Here is an 18,652-nt window from a genome sequence, read left to right on the forward strand (position 1 = left end):
ATTACAGTTGTTTGACGGTTTTATATCGGTTGGATGACGGTTTCGACGAGGAAGCGCCTGCGATACTTTGCCGGGCTGATGCCGATCTTCTGGCGGAAATGATGGCGGAGCGTGTGGGCGCTTCCAAAACCGACCGAAGCGGCGATATCATCGATGCTTGCCTCTCCTTGCGAGAGGAGTTCCTTTGCCGCTGCGACGCGCTCCATGGTGAGCCAGTCGCTGGGGGTGGCGCCGGTCGCTTCGGCAAAGCGCCGCAGGAAAGTGCGCGGGCTCATCCGGCATTCCGCCGCCATGCGCCCGATTGTCCATTCCGCCGCCAGACTGGCGCGCATCCTGTCCAAAACCGGGCTGATTGCCGTGCCCTCGCGCCTCGTCACTGGCCGTTCCAGGAACTGTGCCTGCCCGCCGGTGCGATGGGCGGGCATGATCAGCCGTCGGGCAACGGAATTCGCGGCGAGCGTCCCAAAATCCTGCCGCACGATTTCGATCAGGAGGTCCATTCCCGCCGCGCTTCCAGCCGAGGTAAATATGCGATCATGTTCGCGGTAGAGCGATGCATCATCGACATCGATTTCGGGGTGCCTTTTGCGCAGTGCATCGGCATGGCGCCAGTGCGTGGTGGCGGTGCCGCCGTCGAGCAGCCCCGTCGCGGCCAGCACGAACGCGCCCGAACAGATGGAGGCAAGGCGTGCCCCGCGCCGGTGCGCGCGGCGCAGCCTCTCGCTGACCGCTTCCGGCACCGGAATGTCCGCACCTTTCCAGCCCGGAACGATGATGATGTCGGCTTCATCGATCAGGTCGGAGCTGCCATCGGGCGTGATGAGCAAACCGCCATGCGCGCGCAACGGGCCCTCTTCGATCGGGCAACTGGCAAAGCGATACCAGCCCGGTCCCATTTCCGGCCGGGGCAGGCCAAAAATTTCGGCGACGATGCCGAATTCAAAAGTGCAAAGCCGGTCATAGAGCAGCGCCACGACGAGCGGGCCTTGCAGGTCTGGTGTGCGGTTTGTCATTATATTTACGTATATTGTCAATCTCGCCAATTGCAAGCGCATTGGCAAATAGGCGAAATCTTCCTGAAGAAAACAGGAGATCGTCGATGGACAGTGCAGCCAAGATCGGGAAAAGATCAGCCGTGACGGCCATTTCACCGGCACCGAGTGGGGTGGCCCGCGAACATTTCGCGGCAGAATTCACCTTCGAAACCGATTGTTCGGACGTGCACGACGCCTTGTCGAAAGGCGCCGATTTCGTGCTCCTCGACGTGCGTAGCCCAGCGCTTTTTGCGGAAGGTCACATACCGGGCGCGATCAATCTGCCGCACGGGAAGATCATCGCGTCAAAGATGGCGGAGTGGCCGCAGGATACGGTTTTCGTAACCTACTGCGCCGGGCCGCATTGCAATGGCGCAGCACGGGGCGCCTTGCGGCTCGCCAACCTCGACCGTCCCGTCAAGATCATGGCGGGCGGACTGACAGGCTGGATGGATGAGGGGTTTGAACTCACGAAAGGCGAGGGGGGCCGGTAAATAGTTCTGCCGCAAAATGGTTTCCCATTCTGCGGCAGTAAAAAGATCAGCAGAGCATCTGAAACGCGCTTTAGGCGTGCGCTTCCTCGACATGGTTCAGCGCTTTCTGCTGCTTGAAAGCTGCGGCCTTGACCGCGGCCTGAACCTTTTCAAAGGCACGCACTTCGATCTGGCGCACGCGCTCGCGGCTGATGCTGAACTCGCTGGACAGGTCTTCCAGCGTCATCGGGTCGTCGGAGAGGCGGCGGGCCTCGAAAATGCGGCGTTCGCGGTCGTTCAGCGTATCCATCGCCTGTTCCAGCATGGAGCGGCGGTTGTCCAGCTCATCCTGTTCGATCAGGATCTGCTCCTGGCTGCTGCTGTCATCGACCAGCCAGTCCTGCCATTCGCCCGATTCACCTTCCGAAGCGCGCAGCGGCGCATTCAGCGAGGCATCACCGGACAGGCGGCGGTTCATGGACACCACTTCGTCTTCGCTCACATTGAGCTTGGTCGCGATCTGCTTGACCTGATCGGGGTTGAGGTCGCCGTCGTCGAGCGCCTGAATCTTGCTCTTCATCTTGCGCAGATTGAAGAACAGGCGCTTCTGATTGGCGGTCGTGCCCATCTTCACAAGGCTCCACGAGCGCAGGATATATTCCTGGATCGAAGCCTTGATCCACCACATGGCATAGGTGGCAAGACGGAAGCCGCGTTCAGGCTCGAAACGCTTGACGGCCTGCATGAGACCGACATTGCCTTCCGAGATGACTTCACCGATCGGCAGGCCATAGCCGCGATAGCCCATGGCGATCTTGGCCACGAGACGCAGATGGCTCGTCACCAGCTTGTGGGCGGCCTTGGGATCGGTATGTTCGTGATAACGCTTGGCCAGCATATATTCTTCCTGCGGCTCAAGCATGGGAAAACGTCGGATTTCTTCCAGATAACGGGTAAGACCGCCGTCACCTGACGTGATGCTTGGGAGATTCATCTGGGCCATAGAGCACCCTCCTTTATGATTTCAGGTTCCCGTCTGGCGAACCTGTCGCGGGGGCTGCCTCCTGCACTTCCCTCTCGCGAGCCTCCATATATAGGCATGATTTTGGCAAAAACACGATCCTTTAACTCATGAAACAAACTGTCACTACAATGTGAACGTTGGTCAGGGGCAAAGGTTTCGCAAATCGTATGAAATGTAAGGCGGCAGAGCATTTTCCCTGTCACCGGAAATGCTCCATCTCTTTGTTCTCAAGCATTATCCGGCACGAAACCGCTTCGCGCTGTTGCTGGAAATGCTTTGGTGTTGAGAGAGAGAGAGCGGTTTCACCACACCCGCGCCCCCGATCCTGGTGATGGTCAGCCCTCAGACCTATCAGTTGTCCATCCTTCCGGCCAACCGTGACGGTTGCCAGTATTATATAGAATGCTTCCGGAAATTTTCCAGAAGATGCTCCATATCTTCCGGCACCGGCGCTTCAAAACGCATAAGCTCCCCGGTGGATGGATGGGTGAAAGCCAGAAGAAAGGCATGCAAGGCCTGGCGGTGGAAACCGCGCACGGCCTCCTTCAGCGGATCCGGCAGCTTGTTGGCCTTGGTCTTGTAGGCGCTGCCATAATCCATGTCGCCGACAAGCGGATGGCCGATATGGGCCATGTGCACGCGGATCTGATGGGTGCGGCCGGTCTCAAGGCGGCATTCGACGAGCGAGGCGAGCGCGGTCGCGTCTTCGCGGGGGCCGAATTTTTCGACCGTGGCATAATGGGTGATGGCGTGGCGGGCATCATCGCGCTCTTCATTGACCACGGCCTGCTTGGTGCGGTCGCGGTGCGAGCGACCGAGATGCGCGTCGATGTAGCCATGTGGGCGTTCGGTCATGCCCCAGACAAGAGCGAGATAAGCGCGCTCCAGATCGCCGGTGCGGCCATGGTCGGCAAATTGTTCGCTCAGATGCCGGTGCGAAAGATCGTTCTTGGCCACGACCATGACGCCGCTCGTATCCTTGTCGAGGCGATGGACGATGCCGGGGCGGCGGATTCCGCCGATGCCCGACAAGCTATCGCCACAATGATATATGAGGGCATTGACCAGTGTTCCCGTCCAGTTGCCGTTGCCGGGGTGAACGACAAGCCCGGCGGGTTTGTTGATCACGATGAGATCATCGTCCTCGTAGAGAATATCGAGCGGGATGTTCTCGGCAATCGGTTCGGCTGGCTCCGGTTCAGGCAGCACGACGGCGATTGTCATGCCTTCGCGCAGCTTCTGCTTGGTTTCACGGGCGGGCACGCCGTCGATGGTCACATGGCCTTCGGCAATGAGGGACTGCACGCGGCTGCGCGAGAGGTCCGGCCCCAATGCTGCGGCCAGCCACTGGTCGAGACGCTTGCCTGTGGCATCGGAGTCGGTCGTAAGCTCTTTCACTCGTGTCTTCCTTGTTGAGAGCGGCTCTGTCTTAACGAAATCGTCAGAACTGCTCTGTCTCTTGATTTTACCGCATTTATGCGACGTCAAATGTTTCCATTTGGCTGCAAAATGCTCTATCACGCGCCACACGCCGTAACACGGCGCAGTTCGAACCGGAGTCGTTGAATGCAGGATCCACACTATCCAAGATACCAGAATCATCAGGATTCGGGTTATCAGGACTATCAGCAGGGCTATTACCCGGATGAACAGGGCGAGCCCGCGCTTGATCCAGCCATGGAACGTGTGCGCCGCAAAATGATCCGGCTTCTGGCCGTCTCCATCGGTGTCATGCTGATCGGTCTTATGGCGGTGCTTGTCGCCGTTGTCTACAAGATCAATCGCGCGCCGGAAACCCCGGTTGACGAAGCCCGTTCCGATATTCCCGGACAGGCCGCGCCTGCGCCCGCAAAGCCGGAGCCGCCGAAGCTGATCGAATCGCAGATCAACCTGACGCCCGGCACCCGTCTTCTTTCGCAAAGCCTTTCGGGCAACGAACTTTCGCTGGAAACGCTGCTGCCGGACGGCGGCACGGAACTCATCATCTATGATTATCGCGAGTCGCGCATCATCGGCCGCATCAAGCTCGGCAATGTCGAATAGAGCAGTTCCGTTTCATACGGAATCGCGGAACCGCTCTAACTATTTGTTTTAAAACATTATCCTACGCAAATCCGCACCGCGCTTTTGCTGGAAATGCTCTGGGGCAAACTGATCGGGGTGGCATGATTGCCGCCCTGTTTCTTTCTGCCTGCGAGGATTGCGCTTTTTCCTTTTGGCGCTTATATCAGCAATATGGCTCAGGCGCCCATCGTCTAGCGGTCAGGACGGCGCCCTCTCACGGCGCAAACAGGGGTTCGATTCCCCTTGGGCGTACCAGCAAATTCAATCAATCGCTATTCCACAGCAACTCTCCTTTGGAGGGCATGCTGGTCGGTGATTTTGCACGTTATCCCGCGCACGCTAATCCCGAACGCGATATTGAGCGCACCCCTTTTCGCGCGGACATGAATCGGGGGAACGCGGCCTGTCCGTCCTGTCACTGTATTGAAGAGCTTCATCAAAGCCCGGGCAGGCGCAGTGCCTGTCACCGGTCTTTCGATTTGGCCGGGAATGCGCTGCACTCCCTTTAAGTGGCCTTTCCTCATCGCAAGGCTGTCCCACCTCGTTTATTCCTTGCTGATGAAGCCGGTTCAGGTTAGTTATAAATAAATAGGTAGTATTTATAGCATTGGTAGAGCGTATTCGGCGGAATTTTATCTTTTAGGAAGATATGATGGGGAATCGTTCAAGTGGTTATGACGGGTCCAGCGTATTAGATACTGGTGTTTTAGTTAGTTTGATTATTGTGGCTTCGCCAAATCTCCTTGGGGCGGAAAAGCCAATTTTGAATGCTGCCCGCTTTATTTCGGAGCGATATGCCTTCTACGAAGTCTTAATAATCGCTAATGATTCTGATCGCTATGCAGATGAGGCCCTACAAGTATTGGGGCGAGAAGTAGCACAGTTGCGGCTTTTGCAGATCGATGGCGACAATGACTTCGATGATCTGGCTATCCATGGTTATCAGGAAGCGATTGGGGATACGATTATCATATCCTCGTCCGACGAACTGCCATTTATCGATCTTGAAGTATTGCTCGCACCCATTCGGGCGGGTGCTCAGTTCGTGCGCCTTAAGCGCAAAGGCAGCTCATTTTTTGCGAGGGCCGTCGCTTCAGCCATGCGCGTCCTCACCGGTTTCGAAGTAGACATACGTTATTATCGTACACTCGCGCTGGGACGCCAGATCGTGAGCGATCTCCTAAAGATACCGTTTCAGTCGCATTTGATCCGTTTTACGGTCGCAGGCCATATCCGCAATCAGAAGACCGTTACGGTTGAATTGCCGCGGGTCCGCGGTTCGGTAAGGCATCTGGTCTCGCGGCTGGAATTGGTCTTGCATCTTATCGCAGTGTCGTCGGTTCGTCTCCTGCGTCTTGCCACTGCCTGCTGTGCGCTGCTGTCCCTGGGCGCGCTTTTCACCATGACGTATCCGGTCTTGCTTTGGGCAATCGGTTGGAACGTCATGGAGGGCTGGAGCTCGACCATTGCCATGATCAGTGCCTGGGCGTGCATACAGTTCGCTGCCGCCGCAGTGATGTGCCTCGGCATTTCGCGGGCGCTCGAACTCCAGCAGGCCCGGAACACGCCGCGCGTGGTCGGGGATCGTTTGATCGGCGATCTGTTCCGGCGCTCCAATCTTCTCAATGTCGAAGAAGCAACACTTTCCGTCGATGCCGTTCATCAAAATATGCCGAAGGAGTTGCGGCCTTGACCAAAGCAGCCGTCGGATCAGCTTCATCCGTTCCGGACACAGACGTCCCAGCCTATGAGGTCATGGAGTTTGCGCCGAAGACGGCCCGCTATTGCATCGTGATTCCCGTGATAAACGAGGGTGAACGCATTGGCAGGCAGCTTGTCGATATGCATCGCCTGGGCCAGGCGCAAGCCGCTGACATCATCATTGCAGACGGCGGCTCCAAAGATGGTTCCCTGAAGCATGCCATGCTGCGCGCCAATGGCGTGTCGGTGCTTTTGACCAAGACGGGGGCTGGCAAGCTGTCGGCACAGCTTCGAATGGCTTATGCTTACGCGCTTGATCGTGGGTATGAGGGCATCATTACCATCGACGGCAATGGCAAGGACTCCGTTGAGTCCATCCCACTGTTCATCGATGCTTTGGACCGCGGTGTCGATTACGCGCAAGCTTCGCGGTTCATTTCGGGTGGCAAGGCTATCAATACGCCGCGTTCGCGCGAACTGGCGATCAAGTTCCTGCACGCCCCGATACTCAGCCTTGCGGCTCGTCGTCGTTATACGGACACCACGCAGGGTTTTCGTGCTTATAGCCGTCGCTATCTGCTGCACCCGCGCGTCCAGCCGCTGCGTGACGTCTTCATGACCTATGAGCTTCTGGCATATCTCACGGTTCGCGCCTCGCAACTTGGCCTGAAGACTGAAGAAATTCCGACGACCCGCGCCTATCCAGATCATGGCCCGATCCCGACCAAGATCAATATGGCCGGCAACATCGATCTGATGAAGATTATCTTCTGCACTTTGGCGGGCCGCTACAATCCATGAATATAGTTTGTGCCGATGCCATGGATGGCAATTATGATGTGATTATTGTGGGGGCGGGATTCTATGGCTGTGTCCTTGCGGCCCATCTGTCGGAACTCGGTTATCGAGTTCTCCTGAGCGAGCGGGCAGGTGAAGCCATGTCCCGCGCCTCGGCGGTAAACCAGGCGCGCGTGCACACCGGTTTTCATTATCCACGCAGCCTCGTAACCGCATTGCGGTCGCTCCATAACAGGCCACGCTTTATCGAGGATTACAGCGAGGCGCTGGTCTCGGATTTCCAGATGCTCTACGCCATCGCAAGGCATGGCACCAAGGTTAATGCGCAACGTTTCTATGGCATGTATAAGGCGATGCACGCGCCAATTCAGGAAGCAACCCCATCGCAGCGTGCGATGTTCGATGCCAGCCTGATCGAAGATGTATTCGTCTGTGGCGAGGATGCGTTTGACTATACGATCCTGCGAAGCAGCGTTTTCCGGCGTCTCGAAAAAACCGGCGTTACAATCGCTTTCCACTGCCCCGCGAATACGGTCCGCGCGCAAGGGGACCAGCTGACGGTTGAATTCGCGAGCGGGAAAAGGGCGCAGGCGGCACGCGTATTCAACGTCGGTTACGCCCAGTTGAATGCGCTTCTGATGGCCAGCGGCCTGAAGCCGCTACCGCTCAAACACGAACTGGTCGAGATTGCCCTGGTCGAACCGCCTCCGGCGCTGAGGCCATTTGGCGTGACCGTGATGGACGGGGATTATTTTTCGTCCATGCCCTATCCGGCCCGAAAAGCCTATTCGCTCACGCATGTTCGCTATACGCCGCACCATAACTGGACCGACGATACCGCACCCTTCAGCGCCTACGACATGGCAAGGCAAATGGAAACGGGGACGCGTTGGAAACATATGGTGAACGATGCGCGGCGCTATATGCCGGCAATTGGCGATGTTCGATGGATCCAATCGCTTTACGACGTGAAGACCGTTCCCATCAAAAACGAACACGATGACGGCCGCCCGATACTCTTGCAGCATCACGACGACATGCCCGGCCTGTGGTCTGTTCTCGGCAGCAAGATCGACAACATCTATGATTTGCTCGAGTTGGTGGAATGATGAGGTTTGATCGCAAGCGCATTCTGGAATTCCAGCGCTTCTTCGCCGCAAGCCTGAGCGGCGTGATCTTCGATATAGCGCTGTCCTACGTGCTTGTTCACTTTTGGGGGATGGCCGTTCTGGCCGCCAGCGCTGTTTCGTTATTTACGGCTGCGGCTCTCGTGTATTTCGTTCATGAGCATTGGACCTTCGGCGGCGGTGGCCGCTTTTCGATCAGGCGGCTGGTACAAACGCTGATATCGGCGCTGACTGCTCTGGTCACGCGCGCGCTGGTCTTGACCAGTTTATCCTTTTTACTCGGCGACAAGTTGATCTTGTTCCAGCTTGGCACCGCAGTCACGGCATCCTTTCTCGTAAATTATCTGCTTGTTCGGCAAATCATGCATCGCTCCGGCAGGGCGAGTGCTTGAAGACTCTGGAAAAAACATGGCATCGGCATTGATCGGATATACTGGGTTTGTCGGTTCAAACTTGCTTCGCGCCCGCAGTTTCGACGACCTCTACAATTCTTCCAATATTGGAAACATTGTCGGCAAGCATTACGACCTGCTGGTTTGCGCTGGCGTTCCGGCGGTTAAGTGGAAAGCCAATAAAGAACCCGACCGGGATCGGGAGCAAATCGCTGCACTGATCGACCCGCTGTCGAAGGTGACTGCCGATCGCTTTATTCTGATTTCGACGATTGACGTTTATTCGAACCCGTCCAGGCCACATGACGAAAGCAAAGACCCTTTCGATCCGGAAGCACAACCTTACGGAAAGCACAGGCTTGAAGTTGAAAAATGGGCCACCGCGCATTTTTCCGATACTATGATAGTTCGTCTTCCTGCTCTCTTCGGGCACGGACTGAAGAAGAATGTGATCTTCGATCTGCTTCACGACAACCAGACCGACAAAATCGATCCGGCAAGCAGTTTCCAATGGTACAGCCTTGATCGTCTTTGGAATGACATCGAGATTGCCGGCCACGCCGGTCTCAAGCTGGTCAACCTTTTCCCCGAGCCGGTCCCCACACGCGCAATTCTCGATAAGCTGTTTCCCGATGCTTTCGTCGGTAAGCCTTCTGACGCGCCTTTGTCCTACCGGCTTTGTACGCGACATGCCGGGGTTTTTGGTGAGACGGGCCGCTATATCGCCCCGGCCAGCAGCGTAATGGAGGATATTGCAAAATTCGTCGCGCGGGAGAGGCAAAATGGGGGCAACTAAAGCGCGGCTTCGCTATTCAATTTCCAATATAGCCTGGCCGGAAACTGCCGAGGAAGAAGCGATTGCCCTTGTCGCCGAACTCGGGCTCGAGGGTGTCGAGATCGCTCCATTCAAAATTTTTGGCGCTCTTTCCGATGTCAGCGAAGAAACAGTGCGTCTCTATCGCAAACAGCTTCAACAACGCGGGCTGGCAATACCGGCGATGCAGGCCATCTTGTTCCCAGCGTCCGAGGCGCGGCTTTTCGGCACGCAAAGTGAGGAAGAAGCGCTTTATGAGCGTTTGAACCGTGTTGCAGATATTGCCGGGTGGCTTGGCGCTGGAGCCTGTGTTTTTGGCGCTCCTGCACTGCGCGATCCCGGCGACATGAGGCCCGCCGATGCCATGAACGACGCGCAACGCTTCTTTCGCGCCGTTGCGCCCCTTTTTGCCGCGCGCAATTCTGCTTTATGCTTCGAAGCCAATCCGGAAATCTATAATTGTCGTTTCATTACACACACCCTCGATGCGCTGGCGCTTGTTGGAGCGGTCGGCATGCGCGGCTTCGACCTGCAATTCGATTCAGGCACTTATTTCGCCAATGATGAATCTCACATGGTGGATGGAGCCGTGCTGTCAGCGGCGCGGCATTTTCATGTCAGCGAACCAAATCTCGTACCGGTTGGCAGTTCTGGCGTGGATCACGCGCAACTCGGCGCCACATTGCTCGACAGTGCTTATAGCGGTTGGGTAAGCGTGGAAATGCGCCAGACCGATAACTGGAAACAGGCAATCAGGGACTCTGTCCAGATTCTGGAAAAGCACTATGGAAAACGCACAGCCGCAGGTGCTTTCCATGGCTAAGCGTCTTGTCCTGATCGGAAATCAGGCTTTCTCCGTCGTCAACTTTCGGGGAAGCCTGTTGAAGGATTTGTCGGAGCGCGGTGTCGCGTGTTTTGCGCTGGCGCCGGGTTACACGGATGCAACGCGGACAGCGGTGAGGGAACTGGGCGCTACACCGATCGATCTCACGCTTTCCAGAACGGGCATGGACCCATTCCGGGACCTCTTCGCATACCGCGAAATATCAGCCCGGATTGCTGAAATCCGGCCCGACATCACTCTGGGTTACACACCCAAGCCCGCCATCCTTGGCACCCTGGCCGCAAAGAAGGCCGGGGTTCCCAAACGTTTTGCCATGATCGAGGGGTTGGGGTGGGCCTTTGGAGCAGGCGGCACGATTATGGAGGAACTGAGACGCAAGGTAGCGCGCGGCGTATCCGTGGCGCTCTACAGACAGGCGCTCGCTGCTGCAGACAATGTGTTTTTCCTCAACGAAGCCGATGTGAAGGATTTTGAAGGTCTCGACCTGCTTCGGCCCGGACAGGCCATATTGCTCGGGGGCATCGGTGTCGACCTTGATTACTGGACCCGGCAAAGGCCAAAGCCCGCAACACCAGCATTCGTCATGATGGCGCGAATGATCCGCGACAAGGGAGTTTATGATTTTGTAGCTGCTGCACAGCAGCTTCGGCGGGAAAACATGGATGCCCGTTTCATCCTGCTGGGCGATCTGGACCTGCATCCGGGGGCGGTGCGGAGGTCTGAGCTTCAGGGCTGGGTGGAGGACGGCGTTCTCGAATGGCCCGGCCATGTGGAACCCAAGCCATGGCTTGAAGAGAGCAGTATCTTTGTCCTCCCCTCATTCTATCGAGAAGGGGTTCCGCGCAGTATCCAGGAAGCGATGGCAATGGAAATGCCCATCATTACCTCCACCGTTCCGGGATGCCGGGATACTGTAGAGGAGGGGGAAAACGGACTTCTGGTGCCCCCTCGGGACCCGGCGGCACTCGCCGCGGCTATGCGCAAGCTGGCCGAACGACCAGATCTGATCAAAGAAATGGGAAAGAATAGTCGAAAAATCGCGAAACAAAGATTCGATGATAAGCGTTCAAATCGCAGAGTGATAGACGCCCTGCATTTGTAGATACTTATATCCATGAATGCATTTGGGGGATTGACGATCAGGTAAGTGTTGATTGCGTCCAACAAATCTATTTTTTCCAAGGGGCGGGGCGATGAGAATACCTAAATTCGACTTGTACGAACTTGATAATAAGCTAAAAAAAATATCGCTGTTATTTTGCATTGTCTTCGGTTTAGCTTCAGTTATCGCAATTGTGCTGATCCAAGCCCGTACAATTATGTATTTCAACTATCCGCCGGGCGATGGCATTTTCCAAACCTTATTTCCCTTGCGGAAATTGGATCAAGGTGAATTTCCGGGTCGTGATTTTTATTACTTTCACGGAAATGGAATACCTTATATTATATTTCCTTTTTATAAAATAGCCTCCATATTTCTGGGTGGGGATGTAGCATCATCCATGGCTTCGACATATTTAATCAATTTTATATTCCTGTTTATACCAATGTATTACCTTTGTCGTCTCTTCATGGAGCGGCAGGGTTCGCTAATTGCATTAATGCTATTCGCATTGAGCGTGGTCTATTTTCCAGTGCTGGGTGCTCTTCTTTCCCCGCTTTTCATTGGCGCCCCCATGGGCGTGCGAATGTCGCCGCATATATTCATGGCCATCGCGGTGGCAAAGGTCGCGTTACGCACTTCAACCGGGGAGATATCCTTTCCCGCTACGTTGCAGCGATTGATAATAGTCGGCGCGGTGGGCGCGGCGATGCCTCTTTTAGGGGCGGAGCAAGGTTTTTATGCTGTTGCCGCAGCTGCCGGGGCGGTTTTCTTTCTGGGAGGGCGCAGGTGGAGGATTCTGCAGCGCATAGGTTTTACTGCAACTGTTTTGGTCAGCTTCAGCGTATGTTTTGTTGCTGCCTTGCTCATCCTGTTCGGGTCGCTCGAAACGATTGCCGCTCTCAAAGATATCTCGGATAATCAGGTTTGGGTTTATGGCGTATTTCCGAACAGTTTCTTCGCCAGTTGGACCGAGTTTTTTACCTTGAGAGTGACAGCCGCTGTTCCAAGCCAGGCAGGAACAATTGGAGGCATTGTTGCGCTGCTTTTGTGCTTCGGTCTTTTGCTCAGAAAGGTGCTGACGCTTCCAGCCTTCCTGGTTGTTCTCGTCCTGTTTGCAGGGGGCCTGCTGTCCTGGGTCGCTAACTTTGGCTATATCGGCCAACATCAGGCGCCTTTATTTTTGCGGACGTGCATCATGGCCCTTGTCTTGTCGGCGACAGCGATCGCCGGCAAGGTGACCCGCTCGCCGCACACTGAAAAAGTCGCGACCTCGGAGCCCTCCCAGTGATCAAAAAACTTCCAACATTGCCGGGTCCGGCTACATCCCTCGCATGCAGCGTTCTGCTCACTGTCCTTTCTCTCGTGACGGCTTTGACGTGGTGGGGGCAAATGCGCACGGCGTATAATCATAAGGAAGCGGATTCCTATAGTCTCAACAGGGCCTCCGGCGTCCATATGTCGAAGTTCAATGACATTCGAGAAATCGTTGGCACCAAAAGCAATAGCAGCGCCTATGCATCCTATTTAGGGGAGCTGTCGCGAACGTTTGGCGAAGCGGATAACGGTTTCCACTGGGCCATCGAAAAACCTGGAGCTGACTGGCTGGCCCGGTCAGGACCTAATCGCCAGCTGATACCGGTGAAGCCGGTCACCAACGACGATTATATTTTCGGCATTCAGCGTTCCACCAGGATCAGCATTTTGCCATTGGAAGATTTTCCGGCCTCGTTGATCGGACAGTGGGTTGAACTGATTGATGGAAGCGGCCGCAGCATTGAAGCTGTGATTGCATCAGGCACCAACTCGGAAATTGTTGTGATTGGCAATCTTCCGATCAACTTCTTTCCGACACAGGTAACGAGTCTCGAAGGGGCTAAACGCTCCGGTGAAGAGATAACTATCGTCTCAGCTACGAACATCGCCACCAATCTGCACGGAGGTATCATATCCGGCACCGATGGACGTGGTATTTACGTGAGCGGTTTTGGCAGGAGAGGGAAGCCGCGTTTCAGGCCCACCATTGGAGATACTGTCAACTTCGCCTCTGGCGACAAGCGGAAAATTGAGTCCGTCATGAAGCTGGCGAGCGGATATTTTGTGGTTCTGGGGGGAGACAGGCTGCAAGCCCATTTTTTCAATCGTGTGAATATTATCGCTGTCACCGCGAACAAACCGGCGCCGGCACGCGGACTGATGATCAGGGTTAATCCCGTTTCCAACGAGGTGTTCCTGAATGGGCGCGAACGCAAGTTCCGTGTGGCTGTCGATCCTGCCTCCCGTATCAAACAAGGGGCGTTGATAAGCCTGGATTCGGGCGGCGGCCCGTTCTTTGTTGGAGCGGCGAATGGAGATCATCTGGAAATAGATATTCTGACATCCCTGGCGATGCAGGCCTGCCTGGCAGGGGTCGAGTCCGACGATGGTGTTTTTTTCGATGGATTGTCGGGTGTTGCTGCGGAGTGGTTACTGAAAAAACAGTTTGGAATATCGGAAATTCGATCATGTCTCCAACATGATAGCCTGATCGTGGATGGTCTTGAACGCACCATCGCCCGTTGGGAAGATTTGACGGAGAAGCAGGAACAGTCGTTCGCTGCCGCTTTCGGTAAACAAGGGCAGATTTCGATGGAAGAGGTATGGAACAGAAGCATGAATCTCGAGCTCGTTACGGCGACAGATGATCAAGCGGCTTCCCCTCAACCACGTCCCAGCAATATTCACGACAAGACGATCTGGGAAATCTATCCCGGCAGCATGATCAATATTCTCTACGACAAGAGAAATCCGGCGCCGGTAGAGCTGTCGATCCATGCGCTGTCTCGCAAGGATCGCGAAAATTATTACAGGACATTCGCCTCTGCCGCTCCAGACTACTTCAGTTTTACGAAGGTCAGTCCTTTCACGGCATGGTTAGAGAACTGGCATTGGCCTTTGTTCAAGCAAGTGCTCCAACACTATAAATTGCAATATTCCAACCCTGATTTCGGCCTCTGGAAAAGGGATGATGCGACCGACTACCGGGAAACGGCAGCGCAGCAGATTTCGTCCTCCTTGCCTGTCAAGCTTCCGCCCGTCGATGCGTCGGACAGCTGTGCCTTTACACTCAGAGAAGTGGTCATCAGCTACAATGTGACGAATTCTGTCTCCTATATCCCCGTAATCGGCCGTTCGACGCGCTACCTCATTTCAATAGACGGAGTGGATACTTCCCTGCTGCCGCCGACGCCCGTCAGTCTGCCGACGGATGTAAGCTCGTTCTCCTTCCCCGTTTTCGCGCGGGCTGGCGACCCGGTCAAACTCGACATGAAAAAGCTCGGACCGCTGGCGGACTATGCTGACATCAAAATCCAGTCAGTCGCCGTGTCGAATATAAGCGTGGGTGATCGAGAGCTGGAGGAGATGTTTCTCGATAACGAAGGCATGAAAATGATAGCTGCTGACAAAGAGGGCTGTTCCTTGACCAAAGTTTCCACGCCATAAGAATTCGCTGTGTTGTACGCCCGGCTCCAAATCCCGTCTCTCATGCGCGCCATAATCAGCCAGTTGAGTCTCGTCGCTCAAATCTCCGGCGGAAGCCTGCTTGCGCTTGGTCTCAATCTTGTCTTGGCCCGTTCCCTGTCTCTCGCGGAATATGGCTCTTACATGCTTGCCATGTCGATCGCATCGATAACTTGCTGGGGTGCGTTATGCGGCTACGATGTGCTTGCTTCGCGTCATGTGCAGGAGTGGAAAGATGCTCCTCGGATAAGGAGTGCATTTGTCCTTGCCGGTCATTCAATGATCGTCATGGCATCCCTTGCCATGGCGGCAATCACGTGGTCGGTCTGGTTTATCCTCTACCGGCAGGTACTGTCTCCTGAACTAGTGGCGCTGATCTGTCTCCTCACTCCATTACTGGCCAGTACCCGTTTTTTTGCGGGAATTCTAACGGGGCTTGGCTATCCGCAAGCTGGACATGCTCCAGAACGCTTTCTGCGCGATGGCTTGCCGCTTGCCGTCCTGCTGATCCTTTCACTTCTGGGAATGCGTCTCGGCTCGTCCGTCTTTGCGCTGTTGCTCGTTTGTTGCGGAGCCGGTGTGGCAATGGTCGTGACAGCTCTGCTCGCCCGGCAAATGGGATATGGGGTTTCCGCCGACTGGGCCGCCGCTAAAGCCTTGCGGATCAGGCTGCAATCGGCTGCTTTCTGGCTCACACTGCTTGCGACGGGGCAGTTGCTTCTCTCGCGACTGGACCTGTTGATACTTGGTTATATTTCCGGTGCTGATGCTGCGGGCCTCTATGGAGCCGTGCTGACGGTTTCGGAAATAGGCGGGTTCCCGGCGCTGGCGACTTCGCTGCTTTATGCTCCCGCCATTGCAAAGGCTTATCGCCAGGGCGAAAGCGCTGTAGCCATATTACGACAGGCGCGGCGTGTGACACTTGCCTTGACACTGCCACTGGTCGCAGCCTCGCTCTTCATTGGCGGCGATGCGCTTCGTACCGCCTTCGGCGAGGGATATGATGCAGGACATTTCGCACTGATCGCGCTTCTGCTTGTCCATGTCGTCCGTGCTGCCGCCCTGTTTCCTCAATTGGCGCTGTCCCTGACCAACGGTGAAAAGACCGCATTGTATGGTCTGGGGATCGGGCTGGTTATCGAAGTGATGTTTGTTTCAGCACTTGCTCTCCCCTTTGGGCTGACCGGCGCCGCACTGGGGACATTGCTCTCATCCATAGCGCTTCAAGGTCTGCTGCACCGGGCCATGTCCCGGCATCTCTTGCAGCGCTCAAACTTCCTGTCTGCTTGACCGGCAAAGCTGGCTGCCAGAACTGCTATCAGTTTCTGAAGGCGGGCTCCGCATTAGGCAAGCGCTCGCAAATGCCACTTTCCGGATCAAAAATGGCGCTTGCGCGGTAGTCATGCAGGAACTGATCCTTTTCGGCTGCAACCAGAAAACTCCAATTGTCCGGCTCAAGCAATGTTGGTGCTCTGCTTCGGGCCGCAATTTCCGGACCGCGCTGCCCCTTCACCAATAATCGACCGCCCGTGGCACATTCGGCTGCCGCGTCGATCAGGGATTGGGGAAGGAGCGGTGTGCTGCGACTCCAGCCATAGCCGCACGCGGCAATTCCAATGAAGCCAGCGCATATGGCTGCAAATTTCAGCCGACGGGGGTATGGCGCGTGGTCAAAAAGCGAGCCGCCCCAATTTGCAGCCACGATTGAGCAGATAAACACGACGGGCAGCACGAAATATCGGCCTTGAGGAAAAGCAAGGAGGATCGGGCCGAAAGCGATCGACGCCAGCGCGAGGATCGGAATAATCGCAACAGTGGCCGACTGCGGCGGGTGTTTCGTCGACGGGCCTGAAAAAATCGGGGTGAAAGCGAGCAGTGCCGGGAGAGGGGAAATGAGGACGGCCAGCAACAAGGCCCGGCCGGAATCAAGCATGGACCGGACCAGCCGCTCCATCCAGATTGTCGGCGCATCCAGAAGGGTTGGCGGAGGGACAGGCCAGTAAGTCGTGGGGCTTGTTGGCGGTGCTGTTATCGCAATGCCTCGGGTTTCTGTTGCGAGAACGGTGCCGCAACACTGAATGGAATAGACCAGATAAGGTGCATATCCGACGAGAAACAGGACAGTGGTGATAAGCAGCGCCATCCAGCGCTTTCTCCCGGGCGCCCAGACCAGCCATGTGCCGACAGCCAGTATAAGGCCAAATGACAGCGTATCGAACCGGGTGAGCGCAAGAACGCCGAGGACCAATCCCAGCTGGATCGCAAAGACCAGATTGCGTTGTTGGGCGCCAAGGAAGAAAAAGCGCAGTGCCAGCGCCACAAGGCAGGCAGCAACGGGTATTGTGCGTCCGGCGACGACTTCCTCGAGGAAAAACCAGTTAAGGCAGAGGCCGACAGTCGCACCCCATGAAATGAAAACCGCGCCCTTCCTGCTTTCTGCAATCGGCTTTATGGCCAGATAGATGAGCCACGGCAAAAGCAGGATTGCTGCAATATTCACGACAAGGCCGGAGCGAAAACCTGTACCGAACAGTTGGTCAAGGCCACCGCTCAGAAACGGGAAGAAGAATGGATGGCTGATCGGCAGACCGGTGCCTACACGGTACTGGCGAATGCCGGTCACTGTTTCACCGTGCCAAAGCCAGCGGCTGAGATCATACAGCGCCCAGCTATCAGGCGACATCAGAGGCCGGTGCCACGCAACAACAAATATCAGGCAGACAAAACCGACATAGAGGAAATATACCCGAAGCGACTTATCGGTCATGGGACTGATGTAACCTGAGTCGGCTAATCAGGCATCGCCGCCAATATCGGATGCAGGACCAGGCTTTCAATCCGAGACATGCTGCGCGTGACAGCTGCCGCGCCTCATATAATCGGTCATAGACGGTTAGTTCCCCCTGTTGCATGGCGCGCAAATCCGCCGACAAGCCAGAATGTCCATAGAACGGCTTGAATACAAACGCCACGGGTGGATCGAGCGCCACACTCCGATACCCACCCATGACGATCTCGCACCAAAGCAGATAATCCTCGGTGCATCGCAACTGTTCGGAGAAGCGAAGAGGCAGATCGCGACGGACAATAACCGAAGAGGTGTTGAACGGATTTTTGAGGAGCACGTCCAAGCGGCGGAGATTTCTCGCCGTCACTGCTCGGGGCAATGTCTCGCTGAGCCGGCTTTCGGAGTGGATCAGGGGTGTTCGATGGCCGGAAATATCGGCGCCGTCTTCCATGATGGCAAGTTGCCACTTCAGCTTGTCTTCATGCCAGGCGTCATCGGCATCGAGAAAGGCCACATAATCCGCGCGGGCCAAGGACCAACCCATGTTGCGAGCCGCGGCGGGCCCGTAATTGTCGGGCTGCGAGTAGACCCGCAATTTACCTTGAAGCGCGAGAATGTGTTGACTGACGATCTCCATCGTCTCGTCGGTGCTTCTATCGTCCACCACTATGATTTCAAAATCGTCTCGCGATTGACGCATCAGCGAGTTGAGGGCTCTGCCGATGGAGCTTGCCGCATTAAAGGCTGGAATTACAACGCTGACCTTCGGCATTGAACAATACTAATTTAGATAGTTTGAAAGAAAGGGCGATATGTTGTGTAGTATCGTTGAGATATTAATATCTTTCTTTTGATGCTGCTCTGCAGCGGCTTTGTCAAGAGAATCGCAGACGATGTCAGTCTACTCCGGCTCCGTCTTTCTATTATTTAGAGTGCTTCAGTATTTTCTTTCCGCCGGATCGTTTCGCGTTTGCGATAGCGTGGATATCG

The 18,652-nt window shown here is 55.6% G+C and carries 17 protein-coding genes and 1 tRNA gene; 13 read left to right on the forward strand and 5 right to left on the reverse strand.

What is annotated here, in order from left to right; all coding sequences use genetic code 11:
• Positions 1 to 20: 20 nt before the first annotated feature.
• Positions 21 to 1,013 carry a transcriptional regulator FtrA gene (gene ftrA, locus ACOWVS_RS15255; protein WP_063620118.1) on the reverse strand — a complete coding sequence of 331 codons (993 nt, stop codon included), beginning with the start codon at positions 1,011 to 1,013 and terminating at the stop codon, positions 21 to 23.
• An 86-nt stretch (positions 1,014 to 1,099) separates the two neighbouring features.
• Here ftrA and ACOWVS_RS15260 point away from each other — a divergent pair, with 86 nt between their 5' ends.
• Positions 1,100 to 1,528, forward strand: coding sequence for a rhodanese-like domain-containing protein (locus tag ACOWVS_RS15260; RefSeq protein WP_063620117.1), 429 nt, complete (start codon positions 1,100 to 1,102; stop codon positions 1,526 to 1,528).
• Positions 1,529 to 1,598: 70 nt separating this feature from the next.
• Here ACOWVS_RS15260 and rpoH read toward each other — a convergent pair whose 3' ends face one another.
• A complete protein-coding gene (gene rpoH, locus ACOWVS_RS15265) occupies positions 1,599 to 2,510 on the reverse strand; it encodes an RNA polymerase sigma factor RpoH (RefSeq protein ID WP_006467693.1) in 912 nt (303 codons plus the stop codon).
• 414 nt (positions 2,511 to 2,924) lie between these two features.
• Positions 2,925 to 3,929 carry an RluA family pseudouridine synthase gene (locus tag ACOWVS_RS15270; RefSeq protein WP_063882975.1) on the reverse strand — a complete coding sequence of 335 codons (1,005 nt, stop codon included), beginning with the start codon at positions 3,927 to 3,929 and terminating at the stop codon, positions 2,925 to 2,927.
• Between the two features lie 168 nt (positions 3,930 to 4,097).
• Here ACOWVS_RS15270 and ACOWVS_RS15275 point away from each other — a divergent pair, with 168 nt between their 5' ends.
• The 12 genes from ACOWVS_RS15275 (at position 4,098) to ACOWVS_RS15330 (ending at position 16,164) form a co-directional block, all read left to right on the forward strand.
• The gene (locus ACOWVS_RS15275; RefSeq protein WP_021587980.1) at positions 4,098 to 4,574 is read left to right on the forward strand and encodes a hypothetical protein; all 477 of its coding nucleotides are present in this window, start codon (positions 4,098 to 4,100) and stop codon (positions 4,572 to 4,574) included.
• Positions 4,575 to 4,775: 201 nt separating this feature from the next.
• Positions 4,776 to 4,850, forward strand: a tRNA-Glu gene (locus ACOWVS_RS15280).
• 397 nt (positions 4,851 to 5,247) lie between these two features.
• A complete protein-coding gene (locus tag ACOWVS_RS15285) occupies positions 5,248 to 6,288 on the forward strand; it encodes a glucosyl transferase (protein ID WP_247644435.1) in 1,041 nt (346 codons plus the stop codon).
• Positions 6,285 to 7,097 carry a glycosyltransferase family 2 protein gene (locus ACOWVS_RS15290; protein WP_063620112.1) on the forward strand — a complete coding sequence of 271 codons (813 nt, stop codon included), beginning with the start codon at positions 6,285 to 6,287 and terminating at the stop codon, positions 7,095 to 7,097. The genes ACOWVS_RS15285 and ACOWVS_RS15290 overlap by 4 nt, the downstream gene beginning before the upstream one ends.
• Positions 7,094 to 8,203: an NAD(P)/FAD-dependent oxidoreductase gene (locus ACOWVS_RS15295; RefSeq protein ID WP_063620111.1), complete on the forward strand. Its 1,110-nt coding sequence runs from the start codon at positions 7,094 to 7,096 to the stop codon at positions 8,201 to 8,203. Before ACOWVS_RS15290 ends, ACOWVS_RS15295 begins: the two co-directional genes overlap by 4 nt.
• Positions 8,200 to 8,613 carry a GtrA family protein gene (locus ACOWVS_RS15300; RefSeq protein ID WP_063620110.1) on the forward strand — a complete coding sequence of 138 codons (414 nt, stop codon included), beginning with the start codon at positions 8,200 to 8,202 and terminating at the stop codon, positions 8,611 to 8,613. Before ACOWVS_RS15295 ends, ACOWVS_RS15300 begins: the two co-directional genes overlap by 4 nt.
• A gap of 16 nt (positions 8,614 to 8,629) precedes the next feature.
• Positions 8,630 to 9,409 carry an NAD-dependent epimerase/dehydratase family protein gene (locus tag ACOWVS_RS15305; RefSeq protein WP_063620109.1) on the forward strand — a complete coding sequence of 260 codons (780 nt, stop codon included), beginning with the start codon at positions 8,630 to 8,632 and terminating at the stop codon, positions 9,407 to 9,409.
• On the forward strand, positions 9,396 to 10,250 hold the full coding sequence (locus ACOWVS_RS15310) for a sugar phosphate isomerase/epimerase family protein (protein WP_063620108.1): 855 nt from the start codon (positions 9,396 to 9,398) through the stop codon (positions 10,248 to 10,250). The genes ACOWVS_RS15305 and ACOWVS_RS15310 overlap by 14 nt, the downstream gene beginning before the upstream one ends.
• Positions 10,213 to 11,373, forward strand: coding sequence for a glycosyltransferase family 4 protein (locus tag ACOWVS_RS15315; RefSeq protein ID WP_063620107.1), 1,161 nt, complete (start codon positions 10,213 to 10,215; stop codon positions 11,371 to 11,373). The genes ACOWVS_RS15310 and ACOWVS_RS15315 overlap by 38 nt, the downstream gene beginning before the upstream one ends.
• A gap of 91 nt (positions 11,374 to 11,464) precedes the next feature.
• Complete coding sequence (locus ACOWVS_RS15320; protein WP_075042026.1) at positions 11,465 to 12,664, forward strand: hypothetical protein; 1,200 nt, start codon at positions 11,465 to 11,467, stop codon at positions 12,662 to 12,664.
• 167 nt (positions 12,665 to 12,831) lie between these two features.
• A complete protein-coding gene (locus ACOWVS_RS15325) occupies positions 12,832 to 14,856 on the forward strand; it encodes a hypothetical protein (protein ID WP_247644434.1) in 2,025 nt (674 codons plus the stop codon).
• A 42-nt stretch (positions 14,857 to 14,898) separates the two neighbouring features.
• Complete coding sequence (locus tag ACOWVS_RS15330) at positions 14,899 to 16,164, forward strand: oligosaccharide flippase family protein (RefSeq protein WP_063620370.1); 1,266 nt, start codon at positions 14,899 to 14,901, stop codon at positions 16,162 to 16,164.
• Between the two features lie 28 nt (positions 16,165 to 16,192).
• On the opposite strand, the gene ACOWVS_RS15335 is transcribed toward ACOWVS_RS15330, so the two are convergent.
• Positions 16,193 to 17,641, reverse strand: coding sequence for a glycosyltransferase family 39 protein (locus ACOWVS_RS15335; protein ID WP_063620369.1), 1,449 nt, complete (start codon positions 17,639 to 17,641; stop codon positions 16,193 to 16,195).
• A complete protein-coding gene (locus ACOWVS_RS15340; protein WP_075042025.1) occupies positions 17,631 to 18,434 on the reverse strand; it encodes a glycosyltransferase family 2 protein in 804 nt (267 codons plus the stop codon). The genes ACOWVS_RS15335 and ACOWVS_RS15340 overlap by 11 nt, the downstream gene beginning before the upstream one ends.
• Between the last annotated feature and the right edge of the window lie 218 nt (positions 18,435 to 18,652).

This window comes from Brucella sp. IR068 (assembly GCF_049065885.1).
In the GTDB taxonomy this organism is placed as follows: Bacteria; Pseudomonadota; Alphaproteobacteria; order Rhizobiales; family Rhizobiaceae; genus Brucella; species Brucella intermedia.

Coding starts and splice junctions, on each gene's coding strand:
- ACOWVS_RS15315 (WP_063620107.1), top strand. CDS start 10,213: ATGGAAAACGCACAGCCGCAGGTGCTTTCCATGGCTAAGCGTCTTGTC.
- ftrA (WP_063620118.1), bottom strand. CDS start 1,013: ATGACAAACCGCACACCAGACCTGCAAGGCCCGCTCGTCGTGGCGCTG.
- ACOWVS_RS15295 (WP_063620111.1), top strand. CDS start 7,094: ATGAATATAGTTTGTGCCGATGCCATGGATGGCAATTATGATGTGATT.
- ACOWVS_RS15285 (WP_247644435.1), top strand. CDS start 5,248: ATGGGGAATCGTTCAAGTGGTTATGACGGGTCCAGCGTATTAGATACT.
- ACOWVS_RS15275 (WP_021587980.1), top strand. CDS start 4,098: ATGCAGGATCCACACTATCCAAGATACCAGAATCATCAGGATTCGGGT.
- ACOWVS_RS15340 (WP_075042025.1), bottom strand. CDS start 18,434: ATGCCGAAGGTCAGCGTTGTAATTCCAGCCTTTAATGCGGCAAGCTCC.
- ACOWVS_RS15320 (WP_075042026.1), top strand. CDS start 11,465: ATGAGAATACCTAAATTCGACTTGTACGAACTTGATAATAAGCTAAAA.
- ACOWVS_RS15335 (WP_063620369.1), bottom strand. CDS start 17,641: ATGACCGATAAGTCGCTTCGGGTATATTTCCTCTATGTCGGTTTTGTC.
- ACOWVS_RS15305 (WP_063620109.1), top strand. CDS start 8,630: ATGGCATCGGCATTGATCGGATATACTGGGTTTGTCGGTTCAAACTTG.
- ACOWVS_RS15330 (WP_063620370.1), top strand. CDS start 14,899: ATGCGCGCCATAATCAGCCAGTTGAGTCTCGTCGCTCAAATCTCCGGC.
- ACOWVS_RS15310 (WP_063620108.1), top strand. CDS start 9,396: ATGGGGGCAACTAAAGCGCGGCTTCGCTATTCAATTTCCAATATAGCC.
- ACOWVS_RS15260 (WP_063620117.1), top strand. CDS start 1,100: ATGGACAGTGCAGCCAAGATCGGGAAAAGATCAGCCGTGACGGCCATT.
- ACOWVS_RS15325 (WP_247644434.1), top strand. CDS start 12,832: ATGTCGAAGTTCAATGACATTCGAGAAATCGTTGGCACCAAAAGCAAT.
- rpoH (WP_006467693.1), bottom strand. CDS start 2,510: ATGGCCCAGATGAATCTCCCAAGCATCACGTCAGGTGACGGCGGTCTT.
- ACOWVS_RS15300 (WP_063620110.1), top strand. CDS start 8,200: ATGATGAGGTTTGATCGCAAGCGCATTCTGGAATTCCAGCGCTTCTTC.